This is a genomic window from Janthinobacterium sp. PSRC1-1 (assembly GCF_049897525.1).
Classification (GTDB): Bacteria; Pseudomonadota; Gammaproteobacteria; order Burkholderiales; family Burkholderiaceae_D; genus Janthinobacterium; species Janthinobacterium tructae.
Genome location: NZ_JAFCWK010000003.1, coordinates 173,795 through 187,171 on the forward strand (window position 1 = coordinate 173,795; position 13,377 = coordinate 187,171).

A 13,377-nucleotide genomic window follows, 5' to 3' on the forward strand; every position below is an offset into this window, starting at 1 on the left:
GTCAGGCCAGCGCTTTCGTCAGCGCGGCGATGAAGATGGCGTTTTCCTGCGGCAGGCCAATGGAAATGCGCAGCCATTGCGGCAAGCCATAGCTGCCGACGGGGCGCACGATCACGCCCTGCTGGAGCAGCGCCAGGTTGACTCGCGCGCCGGCGCCGTCATCGTCGCCCACTTTCACCAGCACGAAATTGCCGTGCGACGGCACGAATTCCAGGCCCAGCTGCGTGAACGCTTCGATGAACTGCTGGTAGCCGGCCGCGTTGTTGCGCGCGCTTTGCTCGAGGAAGGCCTTGTCGTTCAGGGCGGCAATCGCGGCCGCCTGCGCCAGCGAATTCACGTTGAACGGCTGGCGGATGCGGTTCATCAGGTCCGTCAGCACCGGCTGGGCGATGGCGAAGCCGATGCGCAGGCCGGCCAGACCATACGCCTTCGACAGGGTGCGCGAGACCACCAGGTTCGGATACTGGCGCACCCACGCCGTCGATTCGTACTGCTCGTCGGCCGAGAGGAATTCGTTGTAGGCCTCGTCCAGCACGACGACGACGTGCTGCGGCACCTTCTTGAGGAAGGCTTCGAGCTGCGCGGCCGAAAGGAAGGTGCCGGTCGGGTTGTTCGGGTTGGCGATGAAGACCAGGCGCGTGTCGTCGGCGATCGCCGCCGCCATGGCGTCGAGGTCATGGCCGTAGGCTTGCGCCGGCACGACGATGTGGCGCGCGCCCAGGCCTTGCGTGGCCAGCGCGTACACGGCAAACGAGTACTGCGAGTACACGACGGACTGGCCATGCTCGACAAACGCGTGCGCGGCGATTTCCAGGATGTCGTTGCTGCCGTTGCCCAGAGTGATCCAGTCGGCCGGCACGTCATAGCGCTTCGACAGCACGGCTTTCAGGTCGAAGCCGTTGGCGTCCGGGTAGCGGCCCAGGTCATCGATGGCGGCGATCATCGCCTGCTTGGCCGATTCCGGCATGCCGTACGGGTTTTCATTCGACGCCAGCTTGACGATGGCTGCCTCGTCGAGGCCGAATTCGCGCGCGACTTCCGCGATCGGTTTGCCGCTCTGGTAAGGGGCGATGGCGCGGACGTATTCTGGACCGATATTTTTAGACATGGTGTTCTTTAAAAGTTGGTGAATGATTAGGCTGATGGCTGTTGTTGGGTTACGCTGCGCTAACCCAACCTACGACATATTCGCACACGTCGGGTAGGTCGGGTAGGTCGGATTAGCGCAGCGTAATCCGACACCACCACAAACATCAAACGAAGTCACAAACTGACCGGATACGACCCCAGCACCTTGAAAAACGCCGCGTTGCTCTGCAGCTCGGCCAGCGCCTGGGCGACGGCCGCGTCGTGCACGTGGCCTTCCACATCGACATAGAAATAATACTCCCAGCTGCCCATGCGCGCCGGGCGCGACTCGAAGCGCGTCATCGACACGCCGTGCCTGGCCAGGGGCGCCAGCAACTGGTACACGGCGCCCGCCTTGTTCGGCACGGCCAGCACCAGCGAGGTCTGGTCCTTGCCCGACGGCGCCGTTTGCAGGGTGCCCACGACGGCAAAGCGCGTGCGGTTATGCGGGTCGTCCTGGATATGGCCCTTGACCACGCCCAGCTTGTACTGCGCGCCCGCCAGTTCGCTGGCAATCGCTGCAACAGTACCATCTTCGCCGGCCATGCGGGCCGCTTCGGCGTTCGAGGCCACGGCGTGGCGCGCGATGTTCGGATAATTCTGGTTCAGCCACACCTGGCACTGCGCCAGCGCCTGCGAATGCGCGCAAATCGAGGTCACTCCATCCATGTTGCCGCTCTTCGTCATCAGGCTGTGGTGCACCGCAATGGCGACTTCACCGCTGATGATGAGGCTGGTCTGCAGCATCATGTCCAGGGTGCGGTTGACGGCGCCTTCCGAGGAGTTTTCGATGGGCACCACGCCAAAGTCGGCCGTTCCCGCCTCGGCGGAGCGGAACACTTCATCGATGGACGCGCACGGCAAGCCTTCGACGGCGCTGCCGAACTGCTGATATACGGCCTGTTCGCTGAAGGTGCCGGCCGGGCCAAGGTAGGCCACGGTGACGCGCTTTTCCAGCGAGCGGCAGGACGACATGATTTCGCGGAAGATGGTCTGCACTTCGCGGTCGCCCATCGGACCGGGATTGCGTTCAGCCACGCCGCGCAGCACTTGCGCTTCGCGCTCGGGACGGAACACGGGCGCCTGCGTCTCGGCTTTCACGTGGCCCACTTGCTGGGCGATTTGCGCGCGGCGGTTCAGCAGTTCGAGGATTTGCGCGTCGATCGCGTCGATCTGTTCGCGCAGCGGTTTCAATTTATCGGTCATGGTGGTTTGTTTCGTCAGCTGTACTTCAATCATGGCCGCGCGGCCTGCGCCGGCGGCGGGCCGGCGCTCGTCGATGCGACTCAGCGTCCGGCAAACTCGTTCAGATAATTCACTAAGGCTTGCACGCCCTCGATCGGCATCGCGTTATAGATCGATGCACGCATGCCGCCGACGGACTTGTGGCCCTTCAGTTGCAGCAGGCCGCGCTGCTTGGCGCCGGCCAGGAATGCGTCGTTCAGACTTTCATCGCGCAGATAGAACGGGATGGTCATGCGCGAGCGGTACGCGGGATCGACCCGGTTCTGGTAGAAGTCGTCCGCATCGAGCGCCGCGTACAGCAGCGCCGCTTTCTCAATATTACGCTGTTCCATGGCCGCCACGCCACCCTGGCGTTTGAGCCACTGGAAAACCAGGCCGGCGATATAGATGCCGTAGGTGGGCGGCGTGTTGTACATCGACTCATGTTCGGCCACGATGGTCCAGTCAAAGGCGGACGGACAGATCGGCAGCGCCTTGCCCAGCAAGTCCTCGCGCACGATGACCACGGTCAGGCCGGCAGGGCCGATATTCTTTTGCGCGCCGCCAAAGATGACGCCGTATTGCGACACGTCGATCACGCGCGACAAAATGTGCGACGACATGTCGGCCACGATGGTGGTGCCCGCCGGCACGTTCGGCGCCTGCTGGAATTCCACGCCGTCGATGGTTTCATTGGTGCAGATATGCAGGTAGGCGGCGCCCGGCGTCAGCTGCCACTCGGAGACGGGCGGCACACCCGTGAAACGCGTGGCCTTGGACGACGCGGCCACGTTGACGTTGGCATACTTGGCCGCTTCCTGGATCGACTTGCCCGACCACGAACCCGTATGCACGAAGTCGATGGTGGCCGGCTGCTGCGCGGCCAGGCCCACCAGATTCATCGGGATAATGGCGTTCTCGCCCAGGCCACCGCCCTGCAGGAACAGGATCTTGTAGTTCTCGGGCACGGCCAGCAGTTCGCGCAGATCGGCTACTGCCTGCTGGTAGATGGAGATGAATTCGGGACCACGGTGGCTCATTTCCATCACCGACATGCCGCTGCCATGCCAGTCCTGCATTTCCGCGGCCGCTTGCGCCAGCACTTCCTTGGGCAGGACGGCGGGGCCGGCTGAAAAATTGTAGATATGGGTCACGATACGGTCCTTAGTAAAATGAAATTATTGGGGCGGCTGCGTGGCCGCCCGCATGACCTGGTCAAGCACGGCGTTCACGCGCGGAATCAGCACGCGCTGGCTGATGGCCATCGATTCGGCCGACAGCTGCGGCATGGTGGCCAGCATCTTGCGGCCCAGCGGCGTCTTGTAGAAGGCCGTCAGCTGCTCGACTTCCGGCACCGTGTAAAAGCGCGCGTACAGGGGCACCATTTCGGCGCTCAACTCGTCGATCAGGGTCGGGTCGGCCAGCACCTGCGTCAGGGTGGCGATGGCGACGGGAATTTCCTCCTCGGCGCTGGCCAGCGCACGCGCCTTGCGCTGCTCGTCCAGTTTCGGGTTGCTGTTGATTTGCTGCTGCGCCGACTGGCGGATCATGGCGGGCACCGATTGCAGCATCTGGTCGAAGATGCTGCGCGTGAGCTGCGGGAACTGCATCGCGTCGAGCATGCGCCGCACGGCCACTTTCATGGCGGGGCTGGGCGCGGCCTGGCGGGCAGGCGTGGCTTGCGCGCTCTGAGCCAGGGCCGGCAGGGTCGGAAGGAAGGCCAGCGAAAACGCGGCGAAGAAGGTGGCGACGATTTTTCTCATGGCATGCGGGACTTTACAAAAGCGGGGAACAATCTGGGGGACGCAGGCTGGCGCCGCAAGTGGCGCACCCATAGCAATTGGGGCTCCCTAAAGAGCCCCAATCATCTTACTCCGGCTGGGCCGGATCGACAGGATCAACGGGATCGGCTGGTTCAGCCGCCGCCGGCGCAGGCGCGGCGTCCGCCTCCGTCGTCAGCTCGACTTCGTCGATATCCGTTTCCACCACGCGCTGCAGGCCGGACAGCTTGGTGCCGTCTTCCACGGCGATCAGGGTGACGCCCTGCGTCGCGCGGCCCATTTCGCGGATTTCCGACACGCGGGTGCGAATCAGCACGCCACCGGTGGTGATCAGCATGATTTCATCGCTGGTATCGACCAGGGTCGCGGCAACCACTTTACCGTTGCGCTCGCTGGTCTGGATGGCAATCATGCCTTTCGTGCCACGGCCATGGCGCGTGTACTCGGTGATCGGCGTACGCTTGCCGTAGCCGTTCTCGGTTGCCGTCAGTACCGACTGCTGCTCGTTCTCGGCCACCAGCAGGGCGATCACGTGCTGGCCTTCTTCCAGGTTCATGCCGCGCACGCCGCGCGCCGTGCGGCCCATCGGACGCACATCGTTTTCGTCGAAGCGCACTGCCTTGCCCGAATCGGAGAACAGCATCACGTCGTGCTGGCCGTCGGTCAGCGCCGCGCCGATCAGGAAGTCGCCGTCGTCCAGGTCGACCGCGATGATGCCGGCCTTGCGTGGATTGCTGAAGTCCTTCAGCGGCGTCTTTTTCACGGTACCGAGGCTGGTCGACATGAACACGTAATGGTCTTCCGGGAACGTGCGGTTCTCGCCCGACAGCGGCAGGATCACGGTGATCTTTTCGTTGTCCTGCAGCGGGAACATGTTGACGATCGGCTTGCCGCGCGAATTGCGCGAGCCTTGCGGCACTTCCCACACCTTCAGCCAGTACATGCGGCCACGATCCGAGAAGCACAGGATGTAGTCGTGCGTGTTGGCGATGAACAGCTGGTCGATCCAGTCTTCCTCTTTGGTGGCCATGGCCTGCTTGCCGCGTCCGCCGCGCTTCTGCGCGCGGTATTCGGAAATCGGCTGCGCCTTCATGTAACCGGTGTGCGACAGGGTCACGACCATGTCCTGCGGCGTGATCAGGTCTTCCGTTTCCAGGTCGGTGGCATTGAGCTCGATCTGCGAGCGGCGCACGTCCTTGTTGCCGGCGCCGTATTCGTTCTTCGCCGCCGTCATTTCATCGGTGATGATGACGGTGACGCGTTCCGGCTTGGCCAGGATGTCGAGCAAGTCGGCGATATGTTCCATCACGTCCTTGTACTCGTTGACGATCTTGTCCTGCTCCAGACCGGTCAGGCGTTGCAAACGCATTTGCAGAATTTCCTGCGCCTGGTCATCCGACAGCTTGTACAGGCCATCGCCCTGCATGCCGTAGTGCTTCGGCAGGTTTTCCGGGCGGTAGGCATCGATGCCGCCTGGCGTCGTGCCGTCGCCCGTGCGGGCCAGCATTTCGCGCACGACGGACGAATCCCAGGCCTTGGCCATCAGCTCGACCTTGGCGATCGGTGGCGTTGGCGCGGCCTTGATGATGGCGATGAAGTCATCGATATTGGCCAGCGCGACAGCCAGGCCTTCGAGCACGTGGCCGCGTTCGCGCGCCTTGCGCAGTTCGAACACGGTGCGGCGCGTGACCACTTCGCGGCGGTGCGACAGGAAGCATTGCAGCATCTGCTTGAGGTTCAGCAGCTTCGGCTGGCCATCGACCAGGGCCACCATGTTCATGCCGAAGGTGTCTTGCAACTGGGTCTGCTTGTACAGGTTGTTCAGCACCACTTCCGGCACTTCGCCCCGTTTCAGCTCGATCACCACGCGCATGCCCGACTTGTCGGATTCGTCGCGGATGTCGGAAATGCCGTCGAGCTTCTTGTCGCGCACGTTTTCAGCGATGCGTTCCAGCAAGGATTTCTTGTTGACCTGGAATGGCAGCTCGTCGACGATGATGGCGATGCGGCCGCCATCCTTGCCGTATTCTTCGAAGTGGGTCTTGGCGCGCATGACCACGCGACCACGGCCCGTGCGGTAGCCGTCGCGCACGCCCGACACGCCATAGATGATGCCGGCGGTAGGGAAATCGGGGGCGGGAATGATCTCGATCAATTCATCGATCGTGCAATCGGGATTGCGCAGCACGTGCAGCGCACCGTCGATGACTTCGGTGATGTTGTGTGGCGGAATATTCGTCGCCATGCCGACGGCGATACCGGACGAGCCATTGATCAGCAGGTTCGGGATACGCGTCGGCAAGACCGTCGGTTCCTTTTCCTTGCCATCGTAGTTGGGCTGGAAGTCGACGGTATCCTTGTCGATATCGGCCAGCAGTTCGCCGGCGATCTTGTCCAGGCGGCACTCGGTGTAACGCATGGCTGCGGCGCCGTCGCCGTCGACGGAGCCGAAGTTGCCCTGGCCATCGACGAGCATGTAGCGCAGCGAAAAATCCTGCGCCATGCGCACCAGTGTGTCGTAGATCGAGGCATCGCCGTGGGGATGGTATTTACCCATGGTTTCGCCGACCACGCGGGCGCACTTGACGTAAGGGCGGTTCCACACGTTATTCATTTCATGCATCGCGAACAAGACGCGGCGGTGCACTGGCTTCAAGCCATCACGCGCATCGGGCAAGGCGCGACCGACGATCACGCTCATGGCGTAATCGAGGTAGCTCTTGCGCATCTCTTCTTCGAGGGAAATAGGAATTGTTTCTTTTGCGAATTGATCCATTGGCGGTTCGACTGATCTCAGGCTGTGGTTAACTTATCTGTTACGCAATGTATGACGCAATACTGCATATCCTGGGTGGCTGTCGTCGTGGACGCTGCGCCGTGCGCTGCTGGCGCGGCCCGGCTTCCATGTCGCAGAGTGCCGGAACAAATCGGCGCACTGGCGGCACGGCCAGTACGCATACCGCAAGGGTACGTGCTGGTCATGCGGTGCCGCAGTGGGCATTTGCTCGACACTCTTAACAGTCAAGCGCACGATTTTAGCATGCGCGCCCAGCTACCTGTACAAATTGGCCATACCAACAAGATTGGCAGTTTGCACCGGGGGCGTGCATGTTGACCTGTCGATAATGCACAATGACAATATCAGTTCAAGACACCTGCCCTTCAAAGTGGCAAAAAAAGCGATCAAATGTTACAGATGCGTTACAAATGGGCATTTTCGTTGCGCAAATACAACGCACGGTCTAAAATCGGGCAAGCTTTGATTTAACCACCGTCGTGCGCCCCTGATGCGTGTGGCAAAATGACTGAGAAGTTAATTGCTAGTTTCGCAATCTGAAACGAGCGCATATGGTCTACATGATAAAATCTTGGCACGTAGCACCAGTAGCGCAGTGTTGTTCTGCGGATATCACCCCCCGAAAGGAAAAAAGAATGAATAAATTTGTAACGCTGTTTTTCGCTGCATCCGCAGTGATTGCTGGCTCGGCTTCGGCCCAAACCCCAACCTCCCCACCATTCGCGCCAGTTACCACTGACATCAAAGCACCAAGCCCGAAAAGCGCTTACGTGCAAGATGCCCGCGGCGTGATCGTGCGCGATCCATTCGGTCTGTGCTGGCGCACCGGCTACTGGACACCTGCTGACGCAGTGCCAGGTTGCGACGTGCCACTGTGCGTAGAGCCAGAAACCCTGCAAGACGGCAAATGCGTGGCTCCTCCAGCGCCAGTCGTACCAGCACCGGCACCAGTCGTTGTCGTACCAGTACCAGTCGTTGTTGCTCCTACCTCGGAAAAAGTCAGCTTCGCCGCTGATGCATTCTTCGATTTCGACAAAGCTACGCTGAAGCCAGAAGGCAAAGCCAAGCTGGACGAGCTGTCCGCACAACTGGGCGGCATCAACCTGGAAGTCATCATCGCTGTGGGTCACACCGACTCCGTCGGCACCGATGCTTACAACCAAAAACTGTCGGTACGTCGTGCTGATGCTGTCAAAGCCTACCTGGTCTCCAAAGGCGTTGAAAGCAACCGCGTGTACACCGAAGGCAAAGGCGAGAAACAACCTGTTGCTGATAACAAAACTGCCGAAGGCCGTGCGAAAAACCGTCGCGTGGAAATCGAAGTTGTTGGTACCCGCAACAAGTAATAGCTGATCCCCTGGACTTGCCGCAAGTCATCGCGCAAGTCAAGAACAGCATGAAAAACCCCGCCACGGCGGGGTTTTTTTTCGTCCGTGGCTGCCCGATTGTAAAATTGCCGCTATTATTCGACCTATGAACGCCGACCCTCTCGAAATCCAAAAATTCAGTGAGCTGGCCCACCGCTGGTGGGACCCCACTTCCGAGTTTCGTCCCTTGCACGAAATTAACCCCCTGCGCCTGGAATGGATCAACGCGAAAGTGCCGCTGGCCGGCAAGCGCGTGATCGACATCGGCTGCGGCGGCGGCATCCTGGCCGAATCGATGGCCCGCAAGGGTGCCGACGTGACGGGCATCGACCTGTCTGACAAGGCCCTGAAAGTGGCCGACCTGCACAGCCTGGAATCGGGCGCCAAGGTACGCTACAAGCTGATCGCCGCCGAAGCCATGGCCGAGGAAGAGGCGGGCCAGTACGACGTCGTGACCTGCATGGAAATGCTTGAACACGTGCCGGACCCCGCCGCCATCGTCAAGGCGTGCGCCACCCTGGTGAAACCGGGCGGCCACGTCTTCCTGTCGACCCTGAACCGCAACCCGAAGGCGTACCTGTTCGCCATCCTGGGCGCCGAATACATCCTGCGCCTGCTGCCGAAAGGCACGCACGACTATGACAAATTCATCACCCCGTCCGAACTGTCGCAATACCTGCGCAGCGCCGGCCTGGACGTCAACAGCATGCGCGGCATGGGCTACAATCCGCTGACCAAGATTTACTCACTTAATAGCGATACCAGCGTCAATTATCTGGTGGCCTGCACCCGGCCGCTGTAACCATCACGCACAATACAAGGCGGCTGCGGCCGCCATTTTTCATTCTTACTTGACACACTTTGCCCGCCATGATCACAGACCATCTGCCAGCCCCGCGCGCCATCCTGTTCGACCTCGACGGCACCCTGGCCGACACCGCGCCCGACCTGGCGGCGGCCATCAATCTGCTGCGTGCGCGCGCCGGCCTGGCGCCGACCCCGTATGACATCCTGCGCCCCACCGCCTCGGCCGGCGCGCGCGGCATGATAGGCGCGTCGTATGGCATAGGCCCGGGCGAAAGCGGCTACGAAGCCCTGAAAGACGGCTTCCTGAACAATTACGAAGCGGCCCTGGCCGTGGAAAGCCGTTTATTCGACGGCATCCCCGCCCTGCTCGACGGCTTGCAAACGCTGGGCCTGGCCTGGGGCGTGGTCACCAACAAGGCGGCCCGCTTCACCGACCCGCTGGTGGGCCAGATCGGCCTGGGCGCGGCCGGCTGCGTGATCTCGGGCGACACCATGCCCCACCCGAAACCGCACCCCGCCCCCCTGCTGGAAGCGGCGCGCCGCCTGGAGCTGGCGCCGCAAGACTGCTGGTACGTGGGCGACGACCTGCGCGACATCCAGGCCGGCCGCGCCGCGGGCATGCGCACGGTCGCCTGCGCCTGGGGCTACTGCGGCCCCGTCGAACCGCAGCACTGGAAGGCCGACCACCTGCTGGACACGCCGCAGGCGTTGCTCGAGCTGGTCAGTGCGGTGGTGAAGGCGGCGCAGGCGCGGCAGCTGGCAGCATAAATCGGCCTCCACTTGATCTGGCGCGCCAACAAACGAATGCATCATGCAAGAGTGGGCAGATTGCGCTACAATGAAGGTTCTGTGGGGACGACCTGGTTTCGACGTGGGTTGCAAAGCAGCGCAGGGCATACCGAGGGCGGGCTACCTCGTAAATACAACCTGAAAAAACTTAACTGCAAACGATAACTCGTACGCACTGGCAGCTTAATTGCTGTTAGCTCTAGAACACCTCGTCCCTGGGGTGGGCCGTTAAAAGCTCTAGAGTCATTTACAGGGACTCGTCTGATGCTGGGTTACTTAGCGTCCGACTAAATAATAGGTAACTCGCTTGCCCATAACGTGCACATCCGTGCTGGCTGAGTTAAATTAAATGATAGTGCTAAGTATGTAGAACTGTCTGTGGAGTGCTTGCGGACGCGGGTTCGATTCCCGCCGTCTCCACCACTTATTCGTTTTAAGCAGTCTCAGCAAGTACAAAAACCCGCCTCCGAGCGGGTTTTTTACTATGGGGAGTGTCCGTCATCGTTGCAGGACTTCCGCTGGCATCCGGCGGCAACATGGGGTAGTGGCTCGGGGTAATAGCGAACAGCAGCATGGCCTTACCCCACATTATCTCATCCGTCGCTTACCGCGGACTCCTTATCTGGGAAAGCGAACTCTACCGGCTTGAGACCGATCAATCTTTGATGGGAACTATTAATCGAGTGGGTTACTCCAACGCGTCAGACGGAGATACCCCATGCCTCTTACCGATGTGAAGATCAAGTCCTTCAAGCCCGGCGCAAAACCATACAAGCTGTACGATGAACGCGGGCTTTTCCTGATTGTCACCCCAACGGGGGGCAAATGGTGGCGCTTTAAATACCGATTTGACAATAAAGAAAAATTGCTTTCCCTGGGGATTTATCCCGAGATCGGATTGAGGGACGCCAGGGACAGGCGGGATGAGGCACGCAAGCTTCTGGCGCACTCAATTGATCCTGGACTGCATCGCAAAGCGCAAAAAATGCTGAAACAGGCGCAGGCCGCCAACAGTTTCGAGGCCGTGGCCCGCGAATGGCATGCGAAGTACGCGCCCACTTGGGCAGAGCATCACGGCGATCGTATTCTCCGCAGACTTGAGCGTGACATTTTTCCCTGGATCGGCAACAGGGCCATCGCCGAGATATCGGCCCCAGAGGTGCTTGCGGCCGCCCGTCGAATCGAGCGCCGTGGAGCGCTTGAAACAGCCCATAGGGCGCTCGCAAATTGTGGCCAGGTATTCCGCTATGCGGTGGCCACTGGCCGCGCCCTGCGTGATCCCACAGGAGATCTGCGAGGAGCGCTGCCTCCGGTCCGGGTTGCGCATTTCTCCGCAGTGACCGAACCCGGCAAAGTGGCCGCTTTGCTACGCGCATTGGATCAGTATGAAGGATCGTTGGTCGTCTCCTGCGCCTTGCGTCTGGCGCCCCTCGTTTTCGTTCGGCCAGGGGAACTGCGCACGGCTAAATGGCGCGATGTCGATCTGCATACGGCGGAATGGCGATTTCATGTTTCCAAGACTGATACGCAGCATATTGTTCCACTGTCTTTGCAAGCACTGGGTGTCCTGCAGGAGGTAAATGCATTGACGGGTAGCGGAGAGTACGTTTTCCCCAGTGCCCGCACCAACGAGCGCCCGATGAGCGACAACGCGATTCTGGCGGCGATGCGCAGGATGGGCATCGAGAAAGACGAGATGAGCGGACACGGTTTCCGGGCGATGGCGCGAACGATCCTTGACGAAGTGCTTGGCGTGCGTCCAGACCTGATCGAGCACCAATTGGCACATGCGGTGAGGGACCCCAACGGCAGGGCGTATAACCGTACTGCGCACCTGCCCGAGAGGAAAAAAATGATGCAGCAGTGGTCGGATTATCTGGACCGCTTAAAAACGTTGGAGCCGGCTACGGGAGAGACTTAAGGAAACAGAAAAGACTAGCGCCCAAGGTCTGCAGTCGCCCCAAGTCAGACCTTCGCATATTTCCTCTGTTGCAACTCCCTTTTAAGACGTTGCTGCCGAAGTCACAGGAGCTAGCATCGGACCTCGCACGATTCGCCCGTCAGAATCGAACTGTGGACTCAGGGATTCTTCTTGTAGAGCGGGACCTGCCCCCAAAATTCGTACCAGTCTTAAGTAGAAAATTCCGGAGGCTGGTCAGGGCCGTGTCGCCTACTAACATGTGCGATACCGAAATCTAGAGAACCTCAAACTATCCCCGCAAGTTGTGAGACAATAAGGTATGGCTAAAACCACCATCACTGCTGTTGTTGCGAAGAAGTCCTCCGCAAAGAAGAAAGCTGCCAAAAAGGCAACTTCAGAAACGGCTGCACATACTCCCGCAGGTCGATCTGTTGCCGTGAAAGTGGTAGCTGCTGAAGATGCAAAACCTGCACGAAAAACGACTTACGGAGCTCTGGTTCGCCGCCTAGCTAGAGATTACGGTGTAAAAGTCGCTGCGGCACCAGCTGCTTCTCCTGCCAATCCTTATAGCGTGAGTGAGGCGGTAACCAAAAAAGCCCTGCGGAGCGTCGGGGTATTGAATCGTGACGGCAAGCTTGCCTCGCACCTCAAGTGAAGACCGGGCAGCTGCTATTCGCTTATCACGGCTGTGATATTACCCTGCGTGACGATCTCGTCAGCGGCCGTATCGTCGGACTCAACCCGAGCACCAACAAGTATGATTGGCTGGGCGGTGGTGCATACTTTTTCGAGAATGATTACCAGCGCGCGTTGATGTTCGCAAACGCTGCGCGAGCAAATCCTGAGAAACGTTTCACAAAGCAACCAATTGCTACTCCAGCTGTAGTCGGCGCAGTGCTGCAATTTGACTTTATCCTGGATATGACCACGCAAGAAGGTATTGAAGAATACAGCTTGGCGTATAAAGCAATGGTCGAGTATCTGACTAAAAATGGCCAGCCGGAGCCGAAAAATTCGAAAGCCTATGATGATGACGCAGACGTCATCGTCCGACAATTAGATAGCGACGTATTTAACTTCATGCATCGAATTCGTCACGATACTGGCTTAGAGGCGTTTCAAGCTGTTCGGTCAGCATTCCCGCAAGGTGAAGAGGTTGCACCATCGTCAGCTTTTAAACGTAGCTCGCACATTCAGATCGCTCTGCGCGAAAACGCCTGCGTCCGCGCCTGGTTCTTGCCAGCTGGTGCGCAACTCATGACCGAAGCGAAATATGCAACGGCTAAGACAGATCTCAACGCGGCAAAGACCGCATATGCTGCTAAAAAGCCGCGAGTTCGAGTACCTAATACCCAGAAATAAATCCACTTCCTCCATGCCTGCACAGTGATGGAAATTTTGCCTTACAAAGCATCGATAGCCTTTGCTCATCAGTTCCTGTTCGGCATCCTCACCCGTAACCATTCACTCTGGAAACTGGCACAAGACTCAGCTGCGCGGAATTGATAGGTGATTGCAATGGAGTCTATTCGCCCTGGTATCTGTCTGCTGTTGGCCGTTAGC

11 protein-coding genes and 1 other RNA gene are annotated in these 13,377 nt (G+C 59.7%); 7 read left to right on the forward strand and 5 right to left on the reverse strand.

From position 1 onward, the window contains the following. Nucleotide 1: 1 nt before the first annotated feature. From hisC to gyrA, 5 genes are all read right to left on the reverse strand, one after another. Complete coding sequence (gene hisC / locus ACP7DW_RS07235) at nt 2-1,108, reverse strand: histidinol-phosphate transaminase (RefSeq protein WP_426054740.1); 1,107 nt, start codon at nt 1,106-1,108, stop codon at nt 2-4. 155 nt (nt 1,109-1,263) lie between these two features. Further along, nucleotides 1,264-2,334 (reverse strand): prephenate dehydratase, encoded by a 1,071-nt coding sequence (gene pheA, locus ACP7DW_RS07240; protein ID WP_426054854.1) that lies wholly within the window; start codon nt 2,332-2,334, stop codon nt 1,264-1,266. A gap of 80 nt (nt 2,335-2,414) precedes the next feature. Beyond that, a complete protein-coding gene (gene serC, locus ACP7DW_RS07245; protein WP_426054739.1) occupies nt 2,415-3,506 on the reverse strand; it encodes a 3-phosphoserine/phosphohydroxythreonine transaminase in 1,092 nt (363 codons plus the stop codon). Between the two features lie 24 nt (nt 3,507-3,530). Beyond that, entirely contained in the window at nt 3,531-4,115 is a 585-nt protein-coding gene (locus ACP7DW_RS07250; RefSeq protein ID WP_426054738.1) for a DUF2059 domain-containing protein, read from the reverse strand. A gap of 106 nt (nt 4,116-4,221) precedes the next feature. After that, nucleotides 4,222-6,909: a DNA gyrase subunit A gene (gene gyrA / locus ACP7DW_RS07255; RefSeq protein WP_426054737.1), complete on the reverse strand. Its 2,688-nt coding sequence runs from the start codon at nt 6,907-6,909 to the stop codon at nt 4,222-4,224. Between the two features lie 656 nt (nt 6,910-7,565). Here gyrA and ompA point away from each other — a divergent pair. The 7 genes from ompA to ACP7DW_RS07290 all read left to right on the forward strand — a co-directional run bounded on the left by ompA (nt 7,566) and on the right by ACP7DW_RS07290 (nt 13,176). Then, the gene (ompA, locus tag ACP7DW_RS07260) at nt 7,566-8,276 is read left to right on the forward strand and encodes an outer membrane protein OmpA (protein WP_071078971.1); all 711 of its coding nucleotides are present in this window, start codon (nt 7,566-7,568) and stop codon (nt 8,274-8,276) included. 127 nt (nt 8,277-8,403) lie between these two features. After that, entirely contained in the window at nt 8,404-9,099 is a 696-nt protein-coding gene (ubiG, locus tag ACP7DW_RS07265) for a bifunctional 2-polyprenyl-6-hydroxyphenol methylase/3-demethylubiquinol 3-O-methyltransferase UbiG (protein WP_426054736.1), read from the forward strand. 68 nt (nt 9,100-9,167) lie between these two features. Beyond that, a complete protein-coding gene (locus ACP7DW_RS07270; protein ID WP_426054735.1) occupies nt 9,168-9,872 on the forward strand; it encodes an HAD family hydrolase in 705 nt (234 codons plus the stop codon). Between the two features lie 83 nt (nt 9,873-9,955). Then, nucleotides 9,956-10,316: a transfer-messenger RNA gene (gene ssrA, locus ACP7DW_RS07275) on the forward strand. Between the two features lie 295 nt (nt 10,317-10,611). Continuing rightward, entirely contained in the window at nt 10,612-11,814 is a 1,203-nt protein-coding gene (locus ACP7DW_RS07280) for a tyrosine-type recombinase/integrase (RefSeq protein WP_426054734.1), read from the forward strand. 319 nt (nt 11,815-12,133) lie between these two features. Beyond that, on the forward strand, nt 12,134-12,469 hold the full coding sequence (locus tag ACP7DW_RS07285; RefSeq protein ID WP_426054733.1) for a hypothetical protein: 336 nt from the start codon (nt 12,134-12,136) through the stop codon (nt 12,467-12,469). Continuing rightward, complete coding sequence (locus ACP7DW_RS07290) at nt 12,466-13,176, forward strand: hypothetical protein (RefSeq protein ID WP_426054732.1); 711 nt, start codon at nt 12,466-12,468, stop codon at nt 13,174-13,176. Before ACP7DW_RS07285 ends, ACP7DW_RS07290 begins: the two co-directional genes overlap by 4 nt. The last annotated feature ends 201 nt before the right edge of the window (nt 13,177-13,377 follow it).

What these genes read in the sequence shown, in the direction of transcription:
- hisC (WP_426054740.1), bottom strand. Translation starts at nt 1,108, where the DNA reads ATGTCTAAAAATATCGGTCCAGAATACGTCCGCGCCATCGCCCCTTAC.
- pheA (WP_426054854.1), bottom strand. Translation starts at nt 2,334, where the DNA reads ATGACCGATAAATTGAAACCGCTGCGCGAACAGATCGACGCGATCGAC.
- ACP7DW_RS07250 (WP_426054738.1), bottom strand. Translation starts at nt 4,115, where the DNA reads ATGAGAAAAATCGTCGCCACCTTCTTCGCCGCGTTTTCGCTGGCCTTC.
- gyrA (WP_426054737.1), bottom strand. Translation starts at nt 6,909, where the DNA reads ATGGATCAATTCGCAAAAGAAACAATTCCTATTTCCCTCGAAGAAGAG.
- ompA (WP_071078971.1), top strand. Translation starts at nt 7,566, where the DNA reads ATGAATAAATTTGTAACGCTGTTTTTCGCTGCATCCGCAGTGATTGCT.
- ubiG (WP_426054736.1), top strand. Translation starts at nt 8,404, where the DNA reads ATGAACGCCGACCCTCTCGAAATCCAAAAATTCAGTGAGCTGGCCCAC.
- ACP7DW_RS07270 (WP_426054735.1), top strand. Translation starts at nt 9,168, where the DNA reads ATGATCACAGACCATCTGCCAGCCCCGCGCGCCATCCTGTTCGACCTC.
- ACP7DW_RS07280 (WP_426054734.1), top strand. Translation starts at nt 10,612, where the DNA reads ATGCCTCTTACCGATGTGAAGATCAAGTCCTTCAAGCCCGGCGCAAAA.
- ACP7DW_RS07285 (WP_426054733.1), top strand. Translation starts at nt 12,134, where the DNA reads ATGGCTAAAACCACCATCACTGCTGTTGTTGCGAAGAAGTCCTCCGCA.